This window comes from Sphingomonas sp. AC449, assembly GCF_979253475.1.
This window is the reverse complement of record NZ_CEEDCZ010000003.1, coordinates 46,193-72,143: the sequence shown is the minus strand read 5'-3', so window position 1 is coordinate 72,143 and position 25,951 is coordinate 46,193. Positions and strand designations below refer to the sequence as shown.

The 25,951-nt window shown below is 67.9% G+C and carries 23 protein-coding genes and 1 tRNA gene; 9 read left to right on the top strand and 15 right to left on the bottom strand.

The features are described from left to right. Window positions 1-3: 3 nt before the first annotated feature. Genes treY through glgX form a run of 4 tightly spaced genes read right to left on the bottom strand, consistent with a single transcriptional unit; the run spans window position 4 to window position 8,199 of the window. Window positions 4-2,418 (bottom strand): malto-oligosyltrehalose synthase, encoded by a 2,415-nt coding sequence (treY, locus tag AC0CH3_RS06965; protein WP_354299839.1) that lies wholly within the window; start codon window positions 2,416-2,418, stop codon window positions 4-6. After that, window positions 2,415-4,388, bottom strand: coding sequence for a 4-alpha-glucanotransferase (gene malQ, locus AC0CH3_RS06960; protein ID WP_354299837.1), 1,974 nt, complete (start codon window positions 4,386-4,388; stop codon window positions 2,415-2,417). Before malQ ends, treY begins: the two co-directional genes overlap by 4 nt. Further along, window positions 4,385-6,103 carry a malto-oligosyltrehalose trehalohydrolase gene (gene treZ / locus AC0CH3_RS06955; RefSeq protein ID WP_465237719.1) on the bottom strand — a complete coding sequence of 573 codons (1,719 nt, stop codon included), beginning with the start codon at window positions 6,101-6,103 and terminating at the stop codon, window positions 4,385-4,387. The genes malQ and treZ overlap by 4 nt, the downstream gene beginning before the upstream one ends. After that, entirely contained in the window at window positions 6,100-8,199 is a 2,100-nt protein-coding gene (gene glgX, locus AC0CH3_RS06950) for a glycogen debranching protein GlgX (RefSeq protein WP_354299833.1), read from the bottom strand. Before glgX ends, treZ begins: the two co-directional genes overlap by 4 nt. 264 nt (window positions 8,200-8,463) lie before the next feature. Here glgX and AC0CH3_RS06945 point away from each other — a divergent pair, with 264 nt between their 5' ends. After that, on the top strand, window positions 8,464-9,567 hold the full coding sequence (locus AC0CH3_RS06945; RefSeq protein WP_354299831.1) for an NADH:flavin oxidoreductase/NADH oxidase: 1,104 nt from the start codon (window positions 8,464-8,466) through the stop codon (window positions 9,565-9,567). A 44-nt stretch (window positions 9,568-9,611) separates the two neighbouring features. Here AC0CH3_RS06945 and AC0CH3_RS06940 read toward each other — a convergent pair whose 3' ends face one another. The 4 genes from AC0CH3_RS06940 to AC0CH3_RS06925 form a co-directional block, all read right to left on the bottom strand. After that, entirely contained in the window at window positions 9,612-11,468 is a 1,857-nt protein-coding gene (locus tag AC0CH3_RS06940) for a glycoside hydrolase family 15 protein (RefSeq protein ID WP_465237718.1), read from the bottom strand. After that, a complete protein-coding gene (locus AC0CH3_RS06935) occupies window positions 11,461-12,252 on the bottom strand; it encodes an SDR family oxidoreductase (RefSeq protein WP_354299827.1) in 792 nt (263 codons plus the stop codon). The genes AC0CH3_RS06940 and AC0CH3_RS06935 overlap by 8 nt, the downstream gene beginning before the upstream one ends. 100 nt (window positions 12,253-12,352) lie before the next feature. Further along, window positions 12,353-12,661, bottom strand: a complete 309-nt coding sequence (locus AC0CH3_RS06930; protein WP_354299825.1) for a hypothetical protein — start codon at window positions 12,659-12,661, stop codon at window positions 12,353-12,355. 40 nt (window positions 12,662-12,701) lie between these two features. Next, a tRNA-Ser gene (locus tag AC0CH3_RS06925) sits at window positions 12,702-12,788 on the bottom strand. Between the two features lie 398 nt (window positions 12,789-13,186). Between AC0CH3_RS06925 and AC0CH3_RS06920 the strand changes: the two genes are divergently transcribed. From AC0CH3_RS06920 to AC0CH3_RS06910, 3 genes are all read left to right on the top strand, one after another. Continuing rightward, complete coding sequence (locus tag AC0CH3_RS06920; protein WP_056022951.1) at window positions 13,187-13,702, top strand: Ros/MucR family transcriptional regulator; 516 nt, start codon at window positions 13,187-13,189, stop codon at window positions 13,700-13,702. Window positions 13,703-13,816: 114 nt separating this feature from the next. Beyond that, window positions 13,817-14,575 (top strand): NUDIX hydrolase, encoded by a 759-nt coding sequence (locus AC0CH3_RS06915; RefSeq protein WP_457325458.1) that lies wholly within the window; start codon window positions 13,817-13,819, stop codon window positions 14,573-14,575. After that, window positions 14,575-15,306, top strand: a complete 732-nt coding sequence (locus tag AC0CH3_RS06910; RefSeq protein ID WP_354299823.1) for an extensin-like domain-containing protein — start codon at window positions 14,575-14,577, stop codon at window positions 15,304-15,306. The genes AC0CH3_RS06915 and AC0CH3_RS06910 overlap by 1 nt, the downstream gene beginning before the upstream one ends. A 12-nt stretch (window positions 15,307-15,318) precedes the next feature. On the opposite strand, the gene AC0CH3_RS06905 is transcribed toward AC0CH3_RS06910, so the two are convergent. The 4 genes from AC0CH3_RS06905 to AC0CH3_RS06890 all read right to left on the bottom strand — a co-directional run bounded on the left by AC0CH3_RS06905 (window position 15,319) and on the right by AC0CH3_RS06890 (window position 18,081). Next, on the bottom strand, window positions 15,319-15,861 hold the full coding sequence (locus tag AC0CH3_RS06905; protein ID WP_354299822.1) for a hypothetical protein: 543 nt from the start codon (window positions 15,859-15,861) through the stop codon (window positions 15,319-15,321). A 254-nt stretch (window positions 15,862-16,115) separates the two neighbouring features. Beyond that, the gene (locus AC0CH3_RS06900; RefSeq protein ID WP_354299820.1) at window positions 16,116-16,412 is read right to left on the bottom strand and encodes a hypothetical protein; all 297 of its coding nucleotides are present in this window, start codon (window positions 16,410-16,412) and stop codon (window positions 16,116-16,118) included. Between the two features lie 29 nt (window positions 16,413-16,441). Then, complete coding sequence (locus AC0CH3_RS06895; RefSeq protein ID WP_354299819.1) at window positions 16,442-17,248, bottom strand: transglutaminase-like domain-containing protein; 807 nt, start codon at window positions 17,246-17,248, stop codon at window positions 16,442-16,444. An 83-nt stretch (window positions 17,249-17,331) separates the two neighbouring features. After that, window positions 17,332-18,081, bottom strand: a complete 750-nt coding sequence (locus AC0CH3_RS06890) for a Bax inhibitor-1/YccA family protein (RefSeq protein WP_056022939.1) — start codon at window positions 18,079-18,081, stop codon at window positions 17,332-17,334. Window positions 18,082-18,201: 120 nt separating this feature from the next. Between AC0CH3_RS06890 and thpR the strand changes: the two genes are divergently transcribed. Then, the gene (thpR, locus tag AC0CH3_RS06885; RefSeq protein ID WP_354299818.1) at window positions 18,202-18,768 is read left to right on the top strand and encodes an RNA 2',3'-cyclic phosphodiesterase; all 567 of its coding nucleotides are present in this window, start codon (window positions 18,202-18,204) and stop codon (window positions 18,766-18,768) included. 41 nt (window positions 18,769-18,809) lie between these two features. Further along, a complete protein-coding gene (locus AC0CH3_RS06880) occupies window positions 18,810-19,346 on the top strand; it encodes a superoxide dismutase family protein (protein WP_333993352.1) in 537 nt (178 codons plus the stop codon). Between the two features lie 50 nt (window positions 19,347-19,396). Here AC0CH3_RS06880 and AC0CH3_RS06875 read toward each other — a convergent pair whose 3' ends face one another. The 3 genes from AC0CH3_RS06875 to AC0CH3_RS06865 form a co-directional block, all read right to left on the bottom strand. Next, on the bottom strand, window positions 19,397-21,019 hold the full coding sequence (locus AC0CH3_RS06875) for a spinster family MFS transporter (protein ID WP_354299817.1): 1,623 nt from the start codon (window positions 21,017-21,019) through the stop codon (window positions 19,397-19,399). An 89-nt stretch (window positions 21,020-21,108) separates the two neighbouring features. Then, entirely contained in the window at window positions 21,109-21,993 is an 885-nt protein-coding gene (locus AC0CH3_RS06870; protein ID WP_465237717.1) for a hypothetical protein, read from the bottom strand. Continuing rightward, window positions 21,980-23,200 (bottom strand): TIGR04063 family PEP-CTERM/XrtA system glycosyltransferase, encoded by a 1,221-nt coding sequence (locus tag AC0CH3_RS06865; RefSeq protein ID WP_354299814.1) that lies wholly within the window; start codon window positions 23,198-23,200, stop codon window positions 21,980-21,982. Before AC0CH3_RS06865 ends, AC0CH3_RS06870 begins: the two co-directional genes overlap by 14 nt. A 138-nt stretch (window positions 23,201-23,338) precedes the next feature. Here AC0CH3_RS06865 and AC0CH3_RS06860 point away from each other — a divergent pair, with 138 nt between their 5' ends. Genes AC0CH3_RS06860 through AC0CH3_RS06850 form a run of 3 tightly spaced genes read left to right on the top strand, consistent with a single transcriptional unit; the run spans window position 23,339 to window position 25,918 of the window. Next, window positions 23,339-23,476, top strand: coding sequence for a hypothetical protein (locus AC0CH3_RS06860; RefSeq protein WP_200916308.1), 138 nt, complete (start codon window positions 23,339-23,341; stop codon window positions 23,474-23,476). Next, the gene (locus AC0CH3_RS06855; protein WP_354299812.1) at window positions 23,469-24,824 is read left to right on the top strand and encodes a putative O-glycosylation ligase, exosortase A system-associated; all 1,356 of its coding nucleotides are present in this window, start codon (window positions 23,469-23,471) and stop codon (window positions 24,822-24,824) included. Before AC0CH3_RS06860 ends, AC0CH3_RS06855 begins: the two co-directional genes overlap by 8 nt. Further along, window positions 24,821-25,918 carry an acyltransferase family protein gene (locus AC0CH3_RS06850; protein ID WP_354299811.1) on the top strand — a complete coding sequence of 366 codons (1,098 nt, stop codon included), beginning with the start codon at window positions 24,821-24,823 and terminating at the stop codon, window positions 25,916-25,918. Before AC0CH3_RS06855 ends, AC0CH3_RS06850 begins: the two co-directional genes overlap by 4 nt. The last annotated feature ends 33 nt before the right edge of the window (window positions 25,919-25,951 follow it).

Sequence of the window (25,951 nt, the reverse complement as noted above, 5' to 3'; positions counted from 1 at the left end):
CGCCTATTCGTGCAGGTCGAACCACACCGGCCGCGCGACGAAGAGGTCGGCTGCCCGTTCTCCCGTCGCAAGCCGGGTGTCGCCCCACCAGTCGCCCGCCGCTCCCGCTGCGTCCATGGCGAGCGCTGCCCCGCGCAGCACGATCGCCACGCGCAGCGTCGTCCCGCCCGCGGTCCGCTCGAAGGCGAGCACATGGTCCGCGCGGTCGCCCATCACCCCGATCGGGACATAGGACCCTTCCGCAAAGACCAGTGGCTGGCGTTTACGCAACGCCAGAAGTTCGGCGATCAGGCCGAGCTTGGCGCTCCCCCCGTCCGTCAGAAGCGCCTGCCGCTTGGCATAATCGACCGGCCGGCGGTTATCGGGATCGACAAGGCTGAGATCGGCAAGCTCGGCGCCCTGATACAGGTCCGGCACGCCCGGAACGGTATAGCGCAGCGCGGTCTGGACGAGCGCGTTGGCCTCGCTCGCACGCTGCGTCGCGTCGACGAGGCCCGCCATATCCGTGAGGAACGCCGCCGACCGTTCGGGATCGAGCAGCACGCCGACGAGATCGTGGCACCGTTTTTCGTAAGCCTCGTCGGGGTCCTCCCAGGACGAACGCAGCTTGGCTTCGCGCAACGCCTTTTCCTGCCAGCCGACGATCCGTTCGGCATAGCGCGCCAGTCCCGTCGCGTCGTCGGGCAGCAGTGCTTCGGGCCATGCGCCGAACAGCGTCTGCAACAGCATATAGGCATCGTCGGGCGCGATCGTCGCGTCGATCGCGCGGACCTGTGCCAGCCAGGCGGTAACGTGCTCGCGCCACAGCGCGGACACCTCGGACAATACCGCGAGCCGCGCGCGGACATCCTCGCCGCGCTTGTGGTCATGCGTCCCCGACGCGAGCATCGCCCGCGGCCAGTCTGCCGCACGCCCGCGCATCAGGGCATGGAATTCGTCGTTGCCCAGCGCGAACGCCGCGGGATCGAACCCGACGTCGTTGCGCGAGAGCAGCCGGCCATAGCGATAGAATGCGGTGTCCTCGACCGCCTTCGCCGCGATCGGGGCGGACAGTTGCTGGAACCGGCGGACCGCGTCCGCAGCACGCTCGGCACCGCCCGGCCCCTCCCCCGCCAGCCAGTCGAGGATCCGGTCGACGACCACGGCTTCGCCCGGCGCGAGATGGGGCGTGACACGGTCGCGCGCGGTCGCGCGGATCGCGGCATCCGCGACCGGTGCGGCGTCGCCCGTGCCGTAGGTGCGATAGACCGGAAACACCCAGAGCAGCCGCTCGATCGCACGGCGTATCATGCCCGCGGTCAGCCCGTCGCACGCGGGTGTCGACCGGGCGAGCGCGACGAATGCCTCGACGCACCGCTGCAACTGCCCCTCGAACTGCCACGACAGCATCTCCTGCCGCGCGCGCAGTTCCTCGGGCTCGAACGTCGCGGATCGTCCGCTGACCTCCGCCCACAGCGCCGCGAGCGGCTCCGCCCCGGCCGGGTCATGGAGCAGCGCCGTGACCTGTGCCATGAAGTCGTACCCGCTCGTGCCGTCGACGCCCCAGTCGGTCGCCAGCGGTTCGCCCTCCGCCAGGATCTTCTCGATCACGATATAGGCCGGGCCGCGCCCCGCCTTCGGCTCGATCGCATCGAACCGGGCGCGCAGCATCCGGCAATAGCCCGCCGGATCGGTCAGTCCGTCGACATGATCGACGCGCACCCCGTCGATCAACCCGTCCGCATACAGCCTAAAGAACAGCGCATGCGTGGCCTCGAACACCGCGGGATCCTCCGCGCGCAACCCGGCAAGATCGTTGATCGTGAAGAAGCGCCGCCAGTTCAGATCGTCGTTCGCGGTCCGCCACGACGCCAGTCGGTAATGCTGGCGCCCGACGAGCGTCGCGAGATCGTCGGTGGCCGCAGTCGCGCGGTCCTCGGGCCGCAACGGCAGCCGGTGTTCGCCATAGGCGACGAGCATGGGTGTCCCGTCGATCGTCTCGACCGCAAGCCCGCCCTCGTCGATCACCTGCCGCAGCGGGTCGCCGAGGATCGGCAGCACGATCTTCTCACGCCAGTCGATGTCGAAAAAGGCCGCAAAATCGCTGTGCTCCCCGCGCGCGAGCACGTCCTGCCACCAGTGGTTCTCGCCGCCCGCGACACCCATGTGGTTGGGGACGATATCGACGATCACCCCCATGCCGTGCGCCGCGAGCCGGTCAACGAGCCGCCGAAAGCCGTCCTCGCCACCCAGTTCGGGGTTGATCCGCGTCGGATCGACCACGTCATAGCCATGCGTCGATCCCGTCCGCGCGGTCGTGATCGGCGATGCGTAGAGATGGCTGATCCCGAGCGCGGCCAGATACGGGACCTGCGCCTCCGCATCGGCGAAGGTGAAGTCCTTGTGGAACTGCATGCGATAGGTCGCGCGTGGCGTCATGAGGGTCTCGCGGTATTGAGAAGGGCGACACGGCGGGCGGTGTCGGGATGACGCAGCAGGACGTCGACGGTGTCCGGCATCCGCCGCCGCCAGTTCGGATGTTCGTCGGTCGTCCCCGGCAGGTTGGGCTGCTCGACGAGGCCGAGCAGGTCCTCGAACGGGACGATCGCAAGTGCGCACGGCGTCCGCGCGACGTGCGCGATCGCGGCATCGATCACCGCGGCCGGGTCCTCGGGCGCCGGTTCGGGACCATCCGCACCAAGCGCCGTCCACAGCCGTGACCGATCCAGCGCCCGGTTCGCCCGGTCCGCGGCTTCGTCCGCCGCCTCGGCACTGCGGCCCAATCGCCACGTCCAGTCGATGTCGCGGCCGCGCCACCATCCGGCGATCGTCGGGAGGTCGTGAGTCCCGGTCATCGCGACCGCGTCGCGCGACCAGCGATCCGGCCGGACGAACGCGCCATCCGCGCCGCGTTCGAACCAGAGCACGCGCATGCCGAGCATCGCGCGCGCGTCCATGACCTTGCGAAACCCGTCGGGCATCGTGCCCAGATCCTCGCCGATCACCACCGCCTGCGCGCGGTGCGACTCGATCGCGATGATCCGCATCAGGTCGGCAAACGGCATGTCGAGATACGCACCCTCGGCGGCCGAGCCTCCGTCGGGCACGACCCAGAGCCGTCGCAGTCCGAACGCATGATCGATCCGCAACCCACCCGCATGCGTGAGCGCAGCGCGGATCGTCGCGATGAACGGCGCAAAGCCCGACCGTACCAGCGCACGCGGGTCGAACCCGGTGATCCCCCAGGCCTGTCCATCGGGCCCGAGCGGATCGGGTGGTGCGCCGATCGACAACCCCGTCAGCAGGTCGCCGCCGCGGCTCCAGCCATGGCTGCCACCCGCGTCCATGCCGACCGCGAGATCGGCGATCAGGCCGAGCGCCATGCCCCCATCGATCGCCGCCTTCTGCGCGGCGGCCAGTCCGGTCACCGCGCGCCACTGCAGGAAGACATGGAAGTCACAGTCGGCACGGTGCTCGTCGATGAACCGCGCGACCGCATCGCTCCCGCAATCGCGAAACGCCTCGGGCCAGTCCTGCCAGCCCCGTGCCCCCGTTGCTGCGAAGAAATGGGCGTGGATCGCATCATAGGCGGCGTGCCAGCCGAGCGCCTCGCCCCCCGCCGCGCGAAACGCCGCCAGATCGGCGCGAGATTGCTCGGACAGCGTATCGAACGCATGCCGCAAAGCGCGCAGCTTGACCGGCGAAGCCGACACCCAGTCGATCAGGTCATCGTCTGCAGCCCCCTCCGACCGATCGACCATGTCCGTGCTCGCGAGCATGACGTTGACGAACTGCCGGCTCGACGGGGCATAGGGGCTGAAGCGGTGCGGATCGCTCGGGAACAGCGCGTGCGTCGGGCTGATCGCGATCATGTCGGCGCCGGCTGCGGCGAAGTGGCTCGCGGCGGCCGCGAGCGAACCGAAATCCCCGAAGTCGTTCGGTCCCGCATCGCGCAAGCTCGGGATCTGCACCGCGGGGCCCCAGAGCCGCTTGCCTGCGACGCGGTCCTCGACCGAAAAGCAGCGCTCGGGGGCAATCGCCACGCCGATACGACGGTCGCCGATCTTGAGCACATGATAGCCGGTCCGATCGATCGCCGGGACCTGCCCGGCGTCGACGAGGATGTCGCGCGTCGCCCCGTCCTCGAACCGCAGGATCGCAGGCCCATCCACCCCGGCGATCGTGAACGACGTTCCGGCATCGGCGGAGACGAAGGATGGCGGCGCGGCGCGGTCCGCCTCGGCCGCGGCGATGCTTTCGGCGATCGCGGCATCGTCTGCGGCAGGCAGCCCCAGCGCGGCGAGGATCGTGCGGAGCGCATCGTCCGATACGGTTTGCGCGCGACCGCCCGCATCCTGCCACTCAGGCTGCAGCCCCGCGAGGCGTGCGAGCGCGTGGAGCCTGCTCATTGCGACAGCCAGACCCTGACGCACGGCCCCGCGTCCGTCGTCCCATCGGCGAACACCATGTCGCCCTCGACCGCGGGAAACACGACCGCCTCGTCGCCAAGGTTGAGCGCGATCGTCAGCACCGCTCGATCGCCCATTCGCCACCGCGCCACGACGGCGCGTTCGCCGATCGCCTCGGCACCCATCGCCATTGCGCCGCGCAGCCGCGGCATGATCACGCGGTGCCGAAGCGCCAGCAGGTCCGAATAGAGGGTGCGCCACCGCCCCGCGTCTGGTCCGTCGCGCGGGACCGACGCGGAAAACGTCGCCAGCGCATTGGGATCGGGGATCGCCGCGCGCGCGTCCTCGTCGGCGAACGCCGCGAACTTCGCGAATTCCTTCCGCCGTCCCTCCCGGACCGCATCGGCCAATTCGTCGTGAAAGTCGGTGAAGAACAGGAACGGGGTATCGCTCCCCGCCTCGTCGCCCATGAACAGCAACGGGATCTGCGGCGACAGCAGCAGCAACGCGGTCGCCGCACGCAGCCGCGCCGGATCGGTGAGCATTGTCAGCCGCTCGCCGAGCGCACGATTGCCGATCTGGTCGTGGTTCTGCAGGAACGACACGAACGCGGTCGGTGGCAGATGACCGCTCGGCTTACCGCGCGGGCGCCCGTCATGGTTCGGCGACCCCTCACCCTGGTAGATGAAGCCCTCGCCAAGACACCGCGCGAGCCGTTCCGCAGGTCGATCGGCGAAATCGGCGTAATAGGCGCTCGTCTCGCCCGTCAGCAGGACGTGCAGGACGTTGTGAAAGTCGTCGTTCCACTGCGCGTCGTACGCCTCGGCGCGCAGCCGCTCGGTATCGTTGCGCTCGTTCTCCAGCACGAGGTGGACGCGCCGGTCGCCCGTCGACGCACGGATCTCGCGCGCCATCGCGTCTAGGAACGCATCGTCGTCGATCGCGTGCACGGCATCGAACCGCAGGCCGTCGATCCGGTATTCGTTGATCCACATCAGCGCGTTGTCGATGAAGAACCGCCGCACCGGCTCGCGGTCGACCGCGACCGCGCCGCCCCACGGCGTGTCGACATCGGCATGGAAGAACGGGCTTGCATAGCCGCCGAGGTAATTCCCGTCGGGGCCGAAATGGTTGTAGACCACGTCGAGGAACACCGCGACGCCGTGCTCGTGCGCGGTATCGACGAGCGCCTTGAGCGCGTCCGGCGTGCCATAGCTTTCGGCGACGGCATAGGGCAGCACGCCGTCATAGCCCCAGTTGCGCGTGCCGCCGAACGCGTTGACGGGCATCAGCTCGATCGCGGTAACGCCCATCGCGGCGATCCGGGGGATGTGCGTCGCCACGCCGGCAAAGCCACCCAGCGCGCCGACATGGACCTCCTGGATGACCATCTCCTCCCAGGCGCGTCCCTGCCAGTCGGTCCGCCAGCGATACGCGTCGGGGTCGACGACGACGCTCCAGCCGTGGACCCCGCCATCCTGCTGTCGCGATGCCGGATCGGGGACGACATCGTCATCGTCATCGTCGAGCCGGAACCGATAGCGTGCCCCCGCCATGACTTCCGCCTCGACGGTGAACCAGCCTTCCGCATCGCGCCACATCGGCGTCGTAGGCGCACCGTCGATCTCGAGCGTCACCGCGTCGCGATCCGGCGCCCAGAGGCGGAACAGCGTCCCGTTCGCGTCGCGCTGCGGCCCCCACGCACGCTGCGTCACGGCTGCATCGTCCAGGTGAGCAACGCCGCGCCCTGCGCCGGCAGGTCATAACTGTCGGCAATCGCCATCGGCGCCTGATCGGGCTTGGCGCTGTCGATCAGCACGGTGCGCTCGACGTCCGCGGGTGGCGGCATGGTGAAGGTCAATGGCCCTTCCGAGGCGTTCAGGAGCAGCGAGATCACCTGCACGCTGCCGTCGGGGCATTGCGCCGCGCGACGCATCACCAGCGCGCGCCCGTTGGTGTTCTCCCAGTCCTCGGGGGACAGCTGGACGCCGCGCTCGTCCCACCATTCGATATCCTTCAGACCTTCCGCGGGTGTGTCGTCGCCGTACAGGAAGTTGTTCGCGCGCAGCATCGGATAGTCGCGGCGCAACGCGGTCAGCCGCGCGGTGAAGTCGATCAGCGCATCGCCCTCGGCCGACTTCGCCTGTGTCCAGTCGAGCCAGCTGATCTCGTTGTCCTGGCAATAGGCGTTGTTGTTGCCACCCTGCGTCCGCCCGAACTCGTCACCCGCCACCAGCATCGGCGTGCCGAGCGACGCGAACAATGTCGTCAGCATCGACCGCGCGACTCGCTTGCGCGTCTCGGCGATCTCGGGATCGTCGGTCGGCCCCTCGACACCCCAGTTGCGCGAACAATTGTTCGAATGGCCGTCGCGATTGCCCTCGCCATTGGCCGCGTTGTGCCGCTCCTCGTACGTCGTCGTATCGGCCAGCGTGTATCCGTCATGCGCACCGAGCAGGTTGACGCTCGCCCAGGGCCGCCGCGCGCGCCGGTCGAACAGGTCGCCCGACCCCGTCAGACGCGCCGCCAGATCCGCACGCTGCGCATGGTCGCCACGCCAGAACTTGCGCACCGTATCGCGGTATTTGTCGTTCCACTCGGCAAAGCCCGGCGGGAAATTGCCGAGCTGGTACCCGCCCGGCCCGATGTCCCACGGCTCGGTGATCAGCTTCAACCGGCCGAGCACCGGGTCCTGCCGCAGCACGTCGAAGAACCCGGCACCCGGATCGAACCCGTCATCCGTCCGCCCCAGCGTCAGCCCGAGATCGAACCGGAACCCGTCGATCCCGAAACTCGTCGCCCAGTAGCGCAGCGAATCCGCGACCATCTGGATCACGCGCGCCTTGGTAAGGTTGAGCGTGTTCCCCGTTCCCGTGTCGTTGATCGAGAAGCGCGGCTGATCCTTGACCAGCCGGTAATAGCTCGCATTGTCGAGCCCGCGCCACGACAGCGTCGGTCCCTGCTCGGACCCTTCGCAGGTATGGTTGTAGACGACGTCGAGGATGACCTCGATCCCCGCCGCATGCAGCCGCCGGATCGACCGCCGCAGCTCGTTATGGCTGTCGGTCGCGAAGAACGACCGCTCGGGGGTGAAGAAATTGAGGGTGTTGTAGCCCCAATAGTTCCGCAGCCCCTTCTCCTGCAGGAACCGGTCCTGCGTATAGGTATGGATCGGCAACAGCTCGAGCGCGGTGACGCCGAGCCGCTTCAGGTGATCGATCACCTTGGGGTTGCCCAGCGCCGCGAACGTCCCGCGCTCCGACGGCTGGACCTCCTCGAACAGCTGCGTGAGGCCCTTGACGTGCGCTTCGTAGATTACCGTCTCGGACCAGGGCGTGTTCGGCCGCACGTCGCGCGACCAGTCGAAATGACTGTCGGTCACGACGCCCTTGGGCATCGTCAGCGCATTGTCGCGGCGGTCGAAGCTCAGATCCTCGCGCGACGACTTCACCTGATAGCCGTACATCGCATCGGTCCAGCGCAGCTCGCCCGTCATCGCCTTGGCATAGGGATCGAGCAGCAGCTTGTTCGGGTTGAAGCGGTGGCCTTCCTCGGGCGCATAGCGGCCATAGGCGCGGTAGCCATAGGCGAGCCCCGGCTGCGCATCGGGAAGATAGCCGTGCCAGACCTCGTCGGTCCATTCGGTCAGCGGATAGCGCTTCAGCTCGCGCCGACCATTCTCGTCATAGACGCACAGCTCGATCTTCTCGGCGTTGGCCGAATACACCGCGAAATTGACCCCCAGCCCGTCGAACGTGGCGCCGAGCGGATAGGCCGAACCGGCCTCGAGCGTATCAGGCAGAATATGCAATGCGGACCCCCAGGAATTTTCGCCGACATACGGTATTTTAGCCGTAGATCGGCATGTCAGGGCGAGAACCCGCCTGCTCGCGCCAATGTTCCCGCTTCGGCTGCTTTTCGCGCCCACCGTAACTGCGCATTGCAGCACGATCGTGATGGAGCGAATTGGCGGGTCGCGCACCGGCTCCTATTGCAGCGCAGCGCGTTGTCCCGGCGTGTCCATGTCAAAAGGCTCCACCATGCATATCCGTCACTCCGTCGAGGCCATGCCAGCATGAGCGGCCCGAAGCTCTTCACGCCCGCCAGGGTCGGCCAGCTCGATCTCGCCAACCGCATCGTCATCGCGCCGATGTGCCAATATTCCGCGGTCGATGGGTGCATGACCGACTGGCACCTGATCCATCTCGGCAACCTTGCTTTGTCGGGTGCGGCGCTGCTGATGATCGAGGCCGCCGCGGTCACGCCCGAGGGGCGGATCACCTATGGCGATGTCGGGCTCTACGACGATGCCAGCGAGGCCGCGATCGCGCGGACGCTCGACAGCGTGCGGCGCTGGTCGGACATGCCGATCGGTATCCAGCTCGCGCATGCCGGTCGCAAGGCGTCGTGCGAGGTGCCGTGGAACGGCGGCAAGCAGATCGCGCCGGGCGCGCGCAACGGGTGGCAGACCGAAGCCCCTTCGGCGACTGCGTTCCTCCCCGACGAGAACCCGCCGGTAGCGCTCGACCGCGACGGCCTCGCCCGGCTGCGCGATGCGTTCGCCGCGGCCGCGGTGCGCGCGGCGCGGCTCGGGATCGACGCGATCCAGCTTCACGGCGCGCACGGCTATCTGCTCCACGAATTCCTCTCGCCGCTCTCGAACCGCCGCGACGACGATTATGGCGGCAGCCTCGAGAACCGGATGCGCTTCCCGCTCGAAGTCTATGATGCCGTCCGTGCCGCCTTCCCCGCCGATCGCCCCGTGACGATGCGCGTGTCGGGCACCGACTGGGTCGAGGGCGGCTGGGACGGCGAACAGACGGTCGCCTTCGCCAAGGCGCTCGAGGCGCGTGGCTGCGACGCGATCCACGTATCGAGCGGCGGGCTGAGCGCGGATCAGGACATTCCGGTCGGCCCCAGCTACCAGGTCCCGCTCGCACGGCAGGTCAAGCAGGCGGTATCGATCCCGGTCGTCGCGGTCGGTCTGATCACCGACTATGAGCAGGCCGAGGCGATCATCGGTACAGGGGATGCGGACTTCGTCGCGCTCGCCCGCACGATCCTCTACGATCCGCGCTGGCCGTGGCACGCCGCCGCGCATCTCGGCGGGCATGTAAAGGCATCCAACCAGTATCTCCGCTCGCAGCCGCGGCAGTTCAAGGACCTGTTCTCGACCTGATGCGGAAGGGCCGGCGGTCGCTCCCGCCGGCCCCTCATTTCACCTCATGCCCACGCCTTGGGGCCGCCATCGTCGAGCGCACGATCGAGATAATAGGCGGCGCTGATCAGCGCGAGATGGCTGAACGCCTGCGGGAAGTTCCCCAGGAAGCTGCCGTCCTCCGCGATCTCCTCGGCGAACAGGCCGAGATGGTTGCCATACGCCATCAGCTTTTCGAAATTCCACCGCGCCTCGTCGAGCCGTCCCGCGCGTGCAAGGCACTCGACGTACCAGAACGAGCATGCGACGAACGAGCCCTCGCGCCCCGGCAGGCCGTCATCGATCTTGTACCGATAGACATGGCCATCGTCCGACAGGTCCTTGCCGATCGCCTCGAGCGTCGCGAGCCACTTCGGATCGACCGGCGAGACGAACCGCACCAGCGGCATCATCAGCATCGCGCCATCGACCGCGAGATCCTTGGGGGTATCGCCCTTGCTGCGGACGAAGCGGCCAAGGTCCTCGTTCCAGAAGCTGTTCCAGATGTCCTGGTGGATCTGCGTCCGCGTTTCGGCCCAGCGAACGAACGGCGCGGGCAGCGAGCGCTTTTCGGCAAGACGGAGCGCACGATCGACCGCGACCCAGTTCATCAGCCGCGAGTGGAGGTAATGGCGCGGCGGCCCGCGCACCTCCCAAATTCCCGAATCGGGCTGCTCCCACGTGGCGCAGACCTTGTCGACGACATCGACGATCGCCATCCAGCCGTCGTGCGAGACCGTCCCGCCATATTTGCTGCTGAGATAGGTCGCGTCGAGCAGTGCCCCGTAAATGTCGTGCTGGATCTGGTCGTGCGCGTCGTTGCCGACGACGATCGGCGTCGCCCCCCCGAAACCGCCGAGATGGTCGAGCGACTGTTCCTCGGCGATCGCGCCGCCGTCGAGCGCGTACATCACGCCGAGCCGGCCATCGTCCTCGCGCACCCGCCCCATCACCCAACGCGTGAACGCCTGCGCCTCCGCCCCGAACCCCATGCGCAGCAGCGCGTAGACGGTGAACGACGAGTCGCGGATCCACGTCGCGCGATAATCCCAGTTGCGGACACCGCCCTTCGCCTCGGGCAACCCGAACGTCGCCGCCGCCGCGATCGAGCCGTGCCGCCGCGACGTCAGCAGTTTGAGCACCATCGCCGATCGCTCGACGGTCTCGCGCCACCGCCCGCGATAGGTCGACTGCCGGCTCCAGCCGCGCCAATACTCGATATCGGCATCGATGATCGCGTGCGCGGCCTCGGCATCGATCCGCACGTCGTCGGGATTGCTCAGCACGATCGCCGCCCGCTCGCCCGCGGACATGGTGAACCGCGCCGTCAGGTCGCAGTCCTCCGCGATCAGCGCGGCATTGGCATGCAGCGTCAGCGCGAGCCCGCTGTCATGGTCGAACTGGCCGCGCGAATAGCCCTCGTCGCTCGGCAGGATCGTGGCCTTGCGCCCTTCGCGACCATAGTCGAACCGTGGCGCACAGCGCATGTCGATCGTCACCGTTCCCCGCGTGCAGATCACCTGCCGCAACAGTCGCGGCGGCGTGTCGTCGTCTTCGACATTGACGGGCATCAGATCGATCAGGTCGACGCTCGCCTCGTCGTTCATCCACCGCGTCATCAGCACGTTGGTCTCGGGTACGTACATCTGGATGACGCGCGCGTCGGGAAGCTCGGGGCGCACCCAGAAAAGACCGCCCTGCCCGGCATCGTCGAGCAGCGCGGTAAAGACACTTGGGCTGTCGAGGTTCGGCCAGCACATATAATCGATCGCCCCGTCGCGGTCGACGAGCGCCACCGTCTCGAGATTGCCGATCGCACCATGATCGCGGATCGCCGATGGCTGGCGCGTCTCGGCGGACCGCTCGCCGGGCCGGTCAACCATTGTTGCGGAACCCGGGATAGAGGCTCATCCCGCCATCGATCGTCAGCGTCGAGCCAACGATATAGTCCGCCGCGTCGGAAACGAGGAACAGCGCCGCGCGTGCGACGTCGTCGACATCGCCGATCCGGCCATAGGGGATGAGCTCGAGAAGCTTGTCGGCATCCTCGGTCGCATCGGCATTGATGTCGGTGCGGATCGCGCCAGGCGCCAGCGCATTCACGCGGATCCGGTCTTCGGCGACCTCCTGCGCGAGCGTCCGCATCAGCATCCCGCTGCCGCCCTTCGACGCGGCGTAATTCGCATGCCCCGCCCAGGGGATCGTCTCGTGGACCGAGCTCATGAACAGGATCTTGCCGATCGCCCGGCCGAACCCGCGATCGCCCTGCGCGCGAAACCGCCGTACCGCCTCGCGCGACACGAGGAACTGCCCCGTCAGATTGACGTCGATCACGCGCTTCCAGTCGTCGAGCGACAGGTCGGCGTACGCGGCGTCCTTCTGCATCCCGGCATTGGCGAACACCACGTCGACCCCGCCGAACCGCGCGACCGTCTCGTCGAACATGCCGATCACCGCATCCTCGTCGGATGTATCCGCCCCGATCGCGAAGGCCGTACCGCCGCCCGCGACGATCCGGTCGACGACGTCGTCGGCGGCATCCTTGTTGCTGTTGTAGTTGACCGCGACCTTGGCACCCGCCTGCGCGAACAGCAGCGCGGAGGCTCTGCCTAGGCCCGAGCTCGCGCCGGTGACGATCGCGGCCTGTCCTGTCAGGTCGATGTTCATGAAGCTGGCTTTCGTTGAAGACTAAGCGTGTCCAACGCGTGCTCCGGCTAAATTATCCCACGCATCGCGACCGCTGATCGCGGGGGCGGGCGAACCGCGTTCAGTCGTCGCCGTCGTCGACCGATCGCAGCGCGCGGACATAGCGCAGCGCCGCGGCGCGCTCGGCGGGCGCCTTGAACGCTGTTTCGGGATCGGGCGCATCGCCGAACGCCGCGAGCATCGACCAGAGTGCGAACCGCCGCCCGGCGTCGCGCTCGGTCGCAAAGTCGATCATCACGCGCGCCCTGCCCTCGTCGATCGCGGCCGGCGTCAGCGCATCGACGTCGTCGGCACCGAAATAATGATAGAGCAGAGCGTCGAGATCCATCGCGCCCTGCTGCCCGACGCGGCCCGAAAGCGCAACCGCCACGCCGTGCCGATCATGCTGATGGAGATATCGGAGAACAGCCCGGACGGGGTGGGATTCGAACCCACGGTAGAGTTGCCCCTACGGCGGTTTTCAAGACCGCTGCCTTAAACCACTCGGCCACCCGTCCCGGCTGTCGGCGCCCCTACCGCAAGCCGGTCGCGATTGCCAGTCCCTCGCGCGCCCGGGCGTCGCCGCGTTCCCGGGTGGTGGGTTCCTGCCCGGCGACCGGCACCGGCCCCCGTGATGGCAATATAGGATACCGGAAAATCTAGCCCCGACCTTGCTCGTCGACGCGCAATAGCTTCCGAAACGACCGCTTATCATGCCGGCATGGCTCGCCCGCGCCGCAGATCAATCCCCCCGCCTGGCCACGTCTGACGCGCCAAGTTTAATCGGCCGGAAAGGTCAATGTCCCATAATTTGCTATCGATTGAGCACTTTAATCATTTTCACGGGTGTTATTTTCATTCGTTCAGGTCTAACCGCTGCGGCGGAGGGGATCATTTTCATCTTCGAGGATACCGTGTGACTGATACAATCAATGTTGTCGAACTTGCTGCCGAGCTGACCGCCGCCTGGCTTGCGAACCCCAATACGCGTACGACGGCTGAAGACGTACCGGCATTTCTGATGTCGATGCACGCTGCCGTCACCAAGCTGTCGACCGGCACGTCGATGGAGACCGAAGCGACCGACGGCCAGACCTATGAGCCTGCCGTGACGGTGCGCAAGTCGCTTTCGTCGCCCGACCATATTGTCTCGATGATCGACGGCAAGAAGTACAAGACGCTGCGCCGTCATCTGTCGACGCACGGCATGACGCCGGAGCAGTATCGTGAGCGCTTCAACCTCAAGGCGGACTATCCGATGGTCGCTGCGACCTATTCGGAAGCCCGTCGCGCGATGGCCAAGTCGATCGGTCTGGGTCGCAAGGCCGGCTCGAAGGTCGAGGCTGCGGCTGGTGACGCCGTCAAGTCGGTCCGCAAGTCCGGCAAGACCGCGATCGAGGCCGCCAAGAAGACGCTTGGCAGCGAGGGCTGAGGCTCGATGGGGAGGGCACGCCCCTCCCCGTTTCATGATTAAATCCGGCCGGGCTGGCTGCAATCGCCCCTCGTGCGTTACGTCGATCAGATGACCGCAAACCCGCCGCCCGACATGCCCCCCGCAATCCCCGCCGCGACGCTCGTGATCTTTCGCGAGCAGCGCCCGGGTCCGCCCGAACTGCTGTTCGTCGAGCGGGCGGCGTCGATGGCATTCGCCGGTGGCGCGCTCGTCTTTCCAGGCGGCCGGATCGATCCCGGCGACCATGATCTGGCGGCACGACTGCTACACGATCCCGCGGTCGATCGTGACGTCGCCGCGCGGATCGCCGCGATCCGCGAGACGATCGAGGAAGTCGGTCTTGCGATCGGCCTGACCCCGCTACCCACAGCACCCGAACTCCGCATCCTGCGCGACGCACTGGGCAGCGGCCGCTCGCTCGCCGACGCGATCGACATGGCAGGCACCGCGATCGACCCGATGGCGCTCGAATATTTTGCGCGCTGGCGACCGGCGCACGTGCATGCCCGGATCTTCGACACGCGCTTCTATCTCGTGCGGCTGCCCGCTGAGATGCCCGACCCTGTCGTCGACGGCACCGAGAACAGCCGCCTCCTCTGGGCGACCGCGCAACAGATCCTCGACGACGCCGACGCGGGACGCGCGCAGATCATCTTTCCGACGCGCCGCAATCTCGAACGTCTCGCAAGATTTGCCGATTTCGACGCGGCGGTCGCGGATGCGCGGCGTCACCCGGTCCGCACCGTGACACCGTGGTCGGAGACGCATGAGGGCGAGGGGTATCTGTGCATCCCCGACGACCTCGGCTATCCCATCACGCGCGAGCGTCTGTCGAGCGCCGTGCGCGGGTGATGCGGGCGCTGCGCAGAACGCTCGGGTGGCTGACGGGGCTCGTCGTCGTTGGCGCGCTCGGCCTGCTGCTCTGGGCGACGCTGCGCGGCCGGCCGCAGGACCTGCCATGGACCCCGCTCGATCTCGGCCAGCCCGTCGGCATGATGACGGGGCGCAAGCTCGTCGCGCTCCGGCAGAACTTCCCCGCCTGCCGTGCGCTCCTCGATGCTGCGGGCGTCGCCTACACCGCATTGCCGCCGCGCTCGGGCGAGGGCCAGTGCGGCTATAGCGACGGCGTCCGCTTTGCCCCCGGCGGCGCGCGGCGCATCGCCTTCGCGCCCGCCGGGCTCGGGATCGCATGCCCGGTCGCCGCGGCGTTGACGATGTGGGAATGGACCGTCGTCCAGCCTGCCGCGCAACGCCATTTTGGGAAAGCGGTCGCCAGCATCGATCACTTCGGCAGCTATAGCTGCAGGCGTATTTATGGCCGCGACGCGGGGACGTGGAGCGAGCATTCGACCGCGAATGCCGTCGACGTCGCGGGCTTCCGCCTGACAGACGGCACGCGCATCACCGTCGCGCGCGACTGGAAGGGCGACGATCCGAAGGCCGGCTTCCTCCACGACGTCCGCGACGGCGCCTGCACCGTCTTCGCGACGACGCTTTCGCCCGATTATAACGCGGCGCACGCCGATCACCTGCACCTCGACCAGGCCGAGCGCGGCGCGATGGGCTGGCGTGCGTGCCGCTAGCGCCCGCGCGACCTACTGCGCGAGCGAGGTTCCGCCGTCGACCTTCTCGACCCAGTGCGGAAAGAACGCCGGCTGCAGGTTCGACCATCCCGACGCGGTCGCCGCCGACTCGCTGATCGACTGGAGTAGGGCGCGCCGCAATTCGGGGTGGAGATGCGGCAACGCCGCCGCCGCGCAGAAGGCGGACGGCAGCCACGGCCGGATCTCGGCGCCGACCAGCCGCTCGTAGAGGAACCGGAACGCGGAAAAGCTCGTCAGCCGACCCTGCCCGAGATCGAACGCGGCAAAGGTCACCAGCCGCCCCAGGAATGGCTCGACCGCGTTGAGCCCCTTGTCGTCAGGGATGATCTGTCGCAGCTCGGGCAGGCGCTCGTACAATCGCGCCTGCGCCCGGATACTCGCCGCCTCGACGACGTCGCGCGACCAGCGGACCATGGCATCCTCGCGCTCGAGCCCAACGTCGAGCGACCGGCGGATGAACCGCTGCGTCGCACTCGAGAAGCCCGCGAATTCCTTCATCTCGGCGAGGGTCGTGATCCCCCGGGCCGGTTTCATTCTGGAAGCCATATCATCACCCCGCCTTGAAACATCACGGGAAAGACGGCGCTTGTGTTCGAGATCAGCAAACCAGCCGCGTCATCCTGCCACGCGGTCAAGGCATCATGAAACGCATTGCGCCGCAACATGATAGCGACCAACCGAGGGGATTGTGACAGATTAGTGCTAAATTCCGGCGAACCGGCGGGGGAAACGTCTCAACAGATGGTGCCGTCGCGCTGGCGGGTCAGCGACGACGGCACCGCCGGGCGTCAGTTCGACTTCTCGGCGAGCTTGCGTTCGGCCTCTTCGTCATAGCCCGACGACTTCGCCGGCCTCTGGTTGTGGACGGGCTGCGTCGATGCGGGCGGATCGCTCGCGTCCATCGACTCGTCGAGCGCGTTGTCGAGGCGGGCGTCGTTGCTCGACGGGTTCTTCTGCAGGCGCTTGCCGATCGACTTGTCCTGCCCGGCTTCCTGACGGGGATCGCGGCCGCCGGTCCTGGCATCCGGATCCGCCGCAGGCGCGACGGAGAGACTGTCGAGCGCGCTCTTGTCGATGTCGGTCATGGGGTCTTCCTCGTATATTGTTCCGGGTGTCAAACGGTCCAGCGTGGCGGGTGTTCCTGCTCGAGCGCGCGGACCTTGACCGTCTGCGTCCAGAGCGTCGCCTGCCCGAAGACCGTCATGAACGCGATGTCGGTCGCATCGCGGCCGACGCACACGCGCGCGATGTCGCCGCAGGATGCCATCCCGGTCGGGTCGACCAGCCGCCACGCGTCGTCGAGCCACAATTCGGCGACCGCGTGGAAGTCGGGCGGATCGACCCCCGGCGCATAGGCCGACACGCACCGCGCCGGGATCCCGCCCGCGCGCGCGAGCGCGACGAGCAGATGCGCGTAATCGCGGCACACCCCCGATCGCGACGCGAACGTATCGAGCGCGGACGTCTCGCCCGTGCTCGACCCCATCCGGTAATCGAGCGCGTTGCCCACCCATGCGCTCAGCGCTGCGGCGAGCGCGCCGCCCTCGAGACCGGAAAACTGCCGCCCGACGAACCCCTCGAACCGGTCCGACTGGCAATAGCGGCTGGGCAGCAGATAGGCGGTGACGTCGCCCGGCAGCAGCCGCGGCGGCGTTACCCCATAGGCCCCCAGCGCGACGACCGGGCGCTCGACCCGGACGATCGCGTTATACTCCGCGGTCAGCCTGCCATGTCCGCGCGCCCAGCATCGCTGCCCGATACCGTCCTCGCCCGGCACCGCGCGGATCGGGCTGTCCGACCACAGCGTCAGCGACTGGTGCTCGATGCGCTGATCGGCCATCGCCGCCGCCTCGATCTGGAGCAATACGTCCGCGTCGCCCAGGATCCCGTAGTCCAGACGCACTTCGATCGACAGCCGCATCGCGGATCGTCATCCCTTCAGTTGAGCTTACAAAAAAACCCGGCGGTTTCCCGCCGGGTCCAGGACCGTCATGGTCGCATCGACTAGTTGCGGCTGCTGCCGAACAGGCGGAGGACGAACATGAACATGTTGATGAAGTCGAGGTACAGGCTGAGCGCCGACATGATCACGACCTTGCCGACCATGTCCGTGCCCGCGACCTGCATGTACAGGCTCTTGGTACGCTGCGTATCATACGCCGTCAGACCTGCGAACAGCAGCACGCCGACGCCGCTGATGACCAGCTGCATGATGCCCGACTGCAGGAACAGGTTGATCAGGCTCGCGACGATCAGACCGACGACCCCGATGATCAGGAACGTGCCGAATGCCGACAGATCGCGCTTCGTGGTGTAACCGTAGAGGCTCAGCCCGGCAAAGCCTGCCGCGGTCGCGAAGAACGCGCCGGCGATCGACGTGCCGCTATACACGAGGAAGATCGTCGAGAGCGACAGCCCCATCAGGACCGCAAAGCCCCAGAACAGCATCTGCAGCGTCGCGGTGCTCATCCGGTTCTGACCGAAGCTCATCCCGAACACGATCGCGAGCGGCGCGAACATGATCACGTACTTGAGCGGACCGCCGCCCATGAAGACCTGTGCGGCGGGCGAGGTCGCCCCACCCCAGGAGAACAAAAGGGCGACGATGCCCGTCAGCAGGACGCCGGATCCCATATAATTGTAAACCGACAACATGTACGACCGCAGTCCGGCGTCATAGGACGACGATCGATCGGTGCTGGCCGTCGTTCCGAACGACGCGGCGCCGGGCCGGGGGTCAGACCAATTAGCCATGGTGAATATAACTCCTCTGTCCGGCATAACGCCGGTTACCGCAAATATCGTCCCTTGCTCGACGTTTTTCAAGCGCCGTGGTTCCTTCGCGCCGCGGCGAGGCGTAGCATCGGCCGGGTCATGATACGCCTGTTCGTCGCCCTGCGTCCGCCCCGTTCCGTCCGCGACGGCCTCCTCGACGTGATGGACGGCGTCGCGGGCGCGCGCTGGCAGGACGACGAACAGCTCCACGTGACGCTGCGCTTCATCGGCGAGGTCGAGCGCGCGGTCGCCGAAGACGTCGCGGACGTGCTGGCGCAGGTCCATGCCGATGCGCCGACGGTCGCGATCGCGGGCGTCGGCACGTTCGAGAAGCGCGGGCGGATCGACACGCTCTGGGCCGGCATCAAGCCCGCCGCGCCGCTCGCGGCGCTCCACCGCAAGATCGATCACGCGCTCGTCCGCGTCGGTATTGCCCCGGAACGGCGTGCGTATCTGCCGCATCTGACGATCGCCCGGCTGGCGCGCACGCTCGGCGATCGCGCACAGATCGAGGCCTGGATCGCGCGCAACGCCGCGCTCGCGAGCGACCCCTTCGTGCTGCCGCATCTGATCCTGTATCGCAGCCATCTCGACCATGCCGGCGCGACCTATGAGCCCGTTGCACGATGGCCGCTCGTCACGCGATCGGAACCGGGGGATCGCTGACGGGTTCGCATGCTATCAAGGCTAACAACAGGGAGACGACCATGCGCGTAGTGACCATGATGACGATCGGAGCCGCGGCTCTAGGGCTTGCCGCGTGCGAGCAGAAGGGTCTCGACACGGGCACGCCGGTGGCCGGTGGCCAGCGCGCGGGTGCGATGCTGATGACCGCGGCGGGGGTCGATGTCGGCCGCGCGACAGCCACCGAGGTTGCGGGCGGGCTGCGCTTCACGGTCGATGCCAAGGCAATGCCGTCGGGCACGCACGGCGTCCATGTCCACACCACCGGCCGCTGCGACGCGCCCGACTTCACCACCGCAGGCGGCCATTGGAACCCGACCTCGATGAAGCACGGGTCGATGAACCCGCAGGGCCCGCATGAGGGCGACCTGCCCAACCTCATCATCGGTACCGATGGCCGCGGCACGGTCGGCGTGACCATCCCCGGCGCGACGATGGCGGGGCTGCTCGATGCCGACGGCGCCGCGTTCGTCGTGCATGCCGGTCCCGACGATCTCATGACCGATCCCGCGGGCAACAGCGGCGGCCGCATCGCCTGCGGCGTGTTCCAGCCCGCCTGACCGGTCCACCACCCCTGCCGCCAACCGGCAGGGGTGGCTTTCACCTGCCCTTAGAGCACCTCGCCGGCCGCGCGCGCACGCGCCTCGCGCGATGCCTCCGCGGCGGGCGCCATCCGGCACGCCGCGATCGCGGCCACCAGCGTGATCGGCACGCTCGCCAGCAGCGACAGCATCCCGATCGACAGGCTTCCCGTCAGCGTCGACACGCGCCCCGCCAGATAAGGCCCGAGCGCGAGACCGATCAGCGTCGTGCCGATGAAGAACGTCGCGGTCGCCGTACCCCGCATCCGCGGCAGGACGAGGTCCTGAGTCGTCGCGGCCGCGGCGCCGAGCGCCCCGCTCGCGGTGATCTGCGCGATGAACAGGCCGATATAGAAGGGCACCGGCGACGTCGCGGTGAACGCCAGGATCAGGAACGGCGTCGGCACGACCGCCCCGAAGATCACGACCCACAGCCGCCCGCCGGGATGCCGCCTGCGCAGCCGGTCGGACACCACCCCGCCGATCGTCAGGCCGAGGAACCCGGCCAGCGCGCCGAGCCCGCCGATCATGAACCCCGCACTCGACGGCGCGACGTTCAGGACGCGCAGCGCATAGGGCGCCGCCCAGAAACTCGCCGCATAGCTCAGGAATGCGTTCAGACCGTACGCGACGACCGTGAACAGAAAGGCGGGCGTGCCGACGATCAGCGCGAAGGTCGGCGCGTCGCGACGCTTGAGCGCGCAGGCCCAGGAAAAGACCGCGTAGACGCCGATCCCGATCGCGGTCCATTGCGGCCATGGCTCGCCGAGCGCGATCAGCCCCAGCACCCCCGCGACGACGACGACCAGTCCTGCGATGTTGAGCGCGAACGCCCGCGCGCCCCCCATTGCCGCGCCGATCAGCGTGAACGGCGGGACGATCGTCAGCAGCTCGCCGGCAAACGCCCTGAACGGCGCCGGATGCTTGTCGGGCTCGGGCAGGCCCTCGACGAGTCCGCGGATCGGCTCCTTGAGCGTCGCGATCCAGCAGGCGAGCAGCAGGCCCGGGATCCCGACCGCCATGAACGCGGCCTGCCACCCGACCAGCCCCAGTGGACCGCCGCCCGGATACATCCGGTTCCAGTTCTGGACGATCAGACCGCCGATGAAGAGGCTGAAGCCTCCGCCGACGTACAGCCCCGCCGAATAGATCGACAGCGCGGTCGCGCGCAGCCGCTTGGGAAAATAATCCGAGATGAGCGAATAGGCCGAGGGGCTCGCGGTCGCCTCGCCGATCCCGACCCCGATCCGCGCCGCGGCGAGATGCCCCCCGCTCTTCGAAAGCCCCGACAGTGCCGTCATCACCGACCAGAGCGACAGCCCGATCGTCATCAGCCGGACGCGGTGCCAATTGTCCGCGAGCCGGCCGAGCGGGATCCCGAACAGCGAATAGAAGACGCCGAACGCGGTCCCGTACAGGAAACCGAGATCCTGGTCCTTCAGCCCCAGGTCGCGCTTGATGTCCTCGGCCAGGATCGAGATGATCTGCCGGTCGACGAAATTGAGGATGTAGACGAGGAACAGGATCGACAGGACGTACCAGGCATAGGGCGTCGCGCCCGGCTGCGTATCGATCGCCTCATGCCGGTCGGGTTCGCCCCGGATACCCCCCTGCCCGACTGCCGCGTCCGTCCGTCGTACGCTATCCGTCATGACCCCTCCCTTGCGCTTTTCGAGCAATGGGTATCAGAGGCCGCCTGCGATCCGAAGCGGTTTCACGGGGGACGGGTATGTCCGAAGAGTCAGCCGGCGCTGCGCCGCTGCCGCCGCATGCTGCCCTGCTCGAGCCGGCGCAACAGCGACTCGATCGAGGGCTCCGCGTCGCCTCTGGCGGAGACCGGCGGATCGGCTCGGACCGGGGCCGGCGTATCGACGACCAAAGTCGGCCCCGACCCGATCGCCGTCACCCCGCGCTCGGCTGGCCAGTACACGGTTGGCGCAGCGTTCGACGTCGCGACGTGCGACACTTCGACGGGTTCGGGCGCAACCGCGACGGTTTCAGACTCGCCGTCCTGATCGATCCTGGCATCGACTGCGGGATCCTCGACGATCGCACCCGACGCGACCACCGCGGGGCGTGGATCCGCGATCGTGAGCAGCGGCGCGACGGGGCGCACCGGCTCCATCGGCACCGGCAGGATCGCGAGCGGATCGAACGCCGCAAGCGGCTGGTCGAGATCGGTCGGGATCGGCCGCTCGGGCTCGTCGGTCTTGGCGGCGTGGACGTCCATCATCGGCGTGCCGAGATCGGCCGCGGTCATTGGCCGACGCGGCGGCGCATCGGGATGCGCGTCCGCACGCCGCACGCTCGGCGGCTCGCTCGGTATGTCGGTCGCGCGGTGCCGCTTGGGTGCGAGCAGGCCGCCGGGTCCGACCAGCAGGAACAGCGCGGACCACGTCACCGCCGCACCGACCGCCGCAAATGCCAGCGCGAGCACCGCGCGCGCGGTCGATCCCAGCGGCGGCTGCGCTGCGGGGATCAGCGCGGCGATCCCGCTGCGCCAGACCGTCTGCTCGAGCGCGTCCGCCGGCATCAGCGCGAAGACGCCGGCCGCGATGAGCGCGACCGCGACCGCGGCGCCGACGGGAAGGTGGCGGATCAGGGGATTGGGACTAAGCGCTGCCATGCGACTTTCCGTTGATCGGCCGGGACAGCCGATGGTAAATGGGTTCGTAACGCAAAATGTTTGACGACCAGTTACGCTCTTTGTCGACAAAATCCCGCGCCCGCACGCGGCGCGCGTCCCAGCCCGACCGGTCCGCGAACAACGCCGACAACGCCGCGGCGATCGCGTCGGGGTCGTCCGGCGGGAACAGCGTCCCGGTCTCGCCGTCGCGGATCAGTTCGCGGTGGCCGCCGACGTCCGATGCCGCCACCATCCGCCCCTGCGCCATCGCCTCGAGCGGTTTGAGCGGCGTGACGAGATCGGTCAGCCGCATCCGCTTGCGCGGATAGGCAAGGATGTCCACCAGCCCGTAATAGCGCTCGACCTCGGCATGCGGCACGCGCCCGACGAAATGGATCGCACGGGCGACCGGCGATTCGCGCGCCTGCGTCGCGAGCGCCTCCGCCATCGGCCCGCCACCGACCATCAGCAGCCGCGCGTCGGGGCGGCGCGCGATCAGCGCGGGCATCGCAGAAATCAGGTCGTCGAGGCCTTCATAGTCATAGAAGCTGCCAATGAACCCGACGACGTCGGCGCCGTCCAGCCCGAGCTGAGTCGCCAGCGCATCGTCGCGCGGCGGCACCGTTCCGAACAGCGAGAGATCGACGCCGTTCGGCGACACCATGATCTTGTCACCCGCGATCCCCCGCGCGATCAGGTCGCCGCGCAACCCGTCGCAGATCACCGCAACCGCGTCGGCGCGCCTGACCGCCCATGTCTCGAGCGCGCGCGTCGTCCGATACGCCAGCGAGCCTTCGCGCCCGGTGCCATTGCCGACCGCCGCATCCTCCCAGAATGCGCGGATCTCGTACACCAGCGGCAGCTTGCGGCGCCGCGCCACGATCAGCCCCGCCAGCGCGTCGAGCACCGGCGAATGCGCGTGGAGAATGTCGGGCCGGAACGCGTCCACCGCCGCCTCGATCCGGCTGGCGAACGCGCGGATGCCCGCCAGCTCGCCGATCGGTCCGCCGCGCCGTTCGGCCTGCGTGCGGTAGAAGGTCAGCCCGTCGACGCGCTCGACCGCGGCGGGCGCGGCGCCGTGCCGCTGGCCGGTGACGGCGGCGACGCTCCAGCCCTGCGCCTCCTGCGCTTTCAGGATCGCGCGGGTCCGGAACGTGTAGCCGCTCTGCAACGGCAGGCCGTGGTCGAGGATATGAAGAATGCGCATCGTGATGGCGTCTTGCCATGACAGCGCTTAACGGCGCGTCAACCGCCGCGCGCTACACCCGCGCTGCGACACCGGGCACGCCGCCCGGCGATGACAGCTGCGCAGCCCCATGGCGCGCGGCGGGAGGGAGGCCGGCAGATGATCGACAATTTCGCGCTCGGCCTGACGCATGGCCTGATGATGCTCGCCGCGTTCCTGCTGTTGCGCCGCCCCGATCTCGACCGCGAGCCCCGCGAAACGCCCGATGCGAAACGGGAGTCGCCGCCACGTGCGTGATCTCGCGTTCATCGCGTTTCTGGCCGCATTCTTCGCGCTCGGGTTCAAGCGGCCGTTCCTGCTCGTCCTCGCCTATGTCTATATCGACATCGTCTCGCCGCAGCGGCTGACCTACCTGCTGCTCAACACCGTGCCGATCTCGCTGATCGCGGTTGCGCTCGCGGTCGGCGGATGGGTGATCGCCGACGACAAGCGCGACACGCGCGTCGCGCCGCGCCAGGTGCTCATCGTCGTGCTGCTGCTCTATTGCTGGGCGACGACGCTTGCCGCCGATTTCCCCGTCGAGGCAAAGGAGAAATGGGACTGGGTCTGGAAGGCGCTCGCCTTCGCCGCGTTCCTGCCGCTGACGCTGCGGACCCGGCTCAGGATCGAGGCGCTGCTGCTGTTCATGATCCTGTCGGCGGCCTCGATCATCATCGTCGGCGGGATCAAGACGATCGCCAGCGGCGGGGGCGGCTATGGCCAGCTCAACCTGATGGTCGACAATAATTCGGGGCTCTACGAAGGCAGCACGATCAGCGCGGTCGCGGTCGCGATCATCCCGATCATCCTCTGGTTCATGCGCCACGGCACGATCTTCAAACCCGACCGTCGCGTCCAGGCGTTCTGCATCGCGCTCGTGTTCGCGTGCCTGCTGATCCCGGTCGGCACCTCGACGCGCACCGGGCTACTCTGCATCGGCCTGCTCGCGATCCTGTCGCTGCGCGTGGTGAAGCGCAAGATCCTCTATCTCGGCGGCCTCGCGACGCTCGGACTGATCGCGATCCCGTTCCTGCCGTCCACCTTCACCAACCGGATGAACACGATCAAGACCTATCAGGCCGACGAATCCGCATCGACGCGGATCGCGGTGTGGCAATGGACGATCGACTATGCCCGGTCGCACCCGTTCGGCGGCGGGTTCGAGGCGTATCGCGGCAACCGGATCCGCTACGATCTCGCCGGGGCGGAGGGCGGTGCGACACCGGGCAAGGTCGAGGAGGACAAGGCGCGTGCCTATCACAGCGCCTATTTCGAGATGCTCGGCGAACAGGGCTATTTCGGGCTCGCGCTCTGGCTGCTGCTCAACATCGCCGGACTGGTGAGGATGGAGGTGCTGCGCCGCCGCTATGCCGATCCCGACGGCGCTTTCGCATGGGCCGGCCCGCTCGCCGCCGCGTTGCAGAGCGGCCATCTCGTATACCTCCTCGGCGCCGCGTTCATCGCGATCGCGTTCCAGCCGTTCATCTACATGCTGCTCGGCGCACAGATCGGCCTCGATACCTATCTCACGCGCAAACGCCGCGAGGCGAGCTTCCGGTCGATGCGCCAGACCCGCGACCCCGCGCACGGCGCCCTCCCCGCATGACCGAGCTGCGGGCGTTGACCGGCGCGCGCGGGTTGGCCGCGTGGTTCGTGGTGCTCTACCATCTGCGCTTTTCGCTGGGGGTCCCCGACGCGGTGCTGCGCGTGCTCGCCAAGGGCTATTTCTCGGTCGACTTCTTCTTCCTGCTTTCGGGCTTCGTCATCTGGCTCAGCTATGCCGACCGGATCGGGACACAGCGATGGGCGAGCATCCCGTCGTTCCTGCTCCGCCGCGTCGCGCGGATCTGGCCGCTGCATCTCGTCCTGCTCGGCTTCGCGCTGGTCATCGTGCTGGCGCTGGCGGTCACCGGTCGCCCCGCCGATCCGCAATTTCCGCTGGACATGCTGCCGCTCCATGCGCTGCTGCTGCAATGCTGGCCGGTCGCGCGCGAGGCGTTCGGCGTTGCGGCGCTGCAGTGGAACGATCCAGCCTGGTCGATCTCGTGCGAGATGGCGGCCTATCTCGTCTTCCCGCTGCTACCGCTCGCGATCGACCTGAAGCGGACACCGACGATCGTCCTGCTGATGGCGATCGCGGGCAGCTTCACGATCCTCGCCTATGTCATGCTGTCGCGGCAGGCCCACGCACTGGGTGACGCCATGCAGTATTTCGGCATGGTCCGCTGCCTGACGCAGTTCGCGGCCGGCGCGGCGCTCGGTGCGCTGTGGTTGCGGTTTCGCGACAAACGCACGCCGGCGCTGGGCGTCGCCCTTGTCGTGAGCGCGGCCGCATTCGTATCGTTCGGGACAGGACTGCTGGGCGAGATCGCGATCATCCCGACCGCGCTTGCCGGACTGCTGTTCGCAATCGCGTTGACGGCCAATCACCCGGCAAACCCGCTCGGCTGGCGCGTCGTCCATTATCTCGGCGAGATCAGCTTCGCCACCTATCTCAGCCATTCGCTGTTATGGAAGGCCTACAGGATGGCGTTTGTCGGCGACCCCGCCCATGTCGCGCCGCCGATCATGGCGGTGTTCCTCGCGCTGGTCCTCGCCGCGTCGATCACACTCTATCACGGCGTCGAGCGCCCCGCGCAGCGCTGGATCAACCGGCTCCCGTCCCGCCGACGGGAACGGCTCGGGGAGAGCATCGCCTGACGCCGCAGCGACGGCGCGGCCCTCCCCGACCCC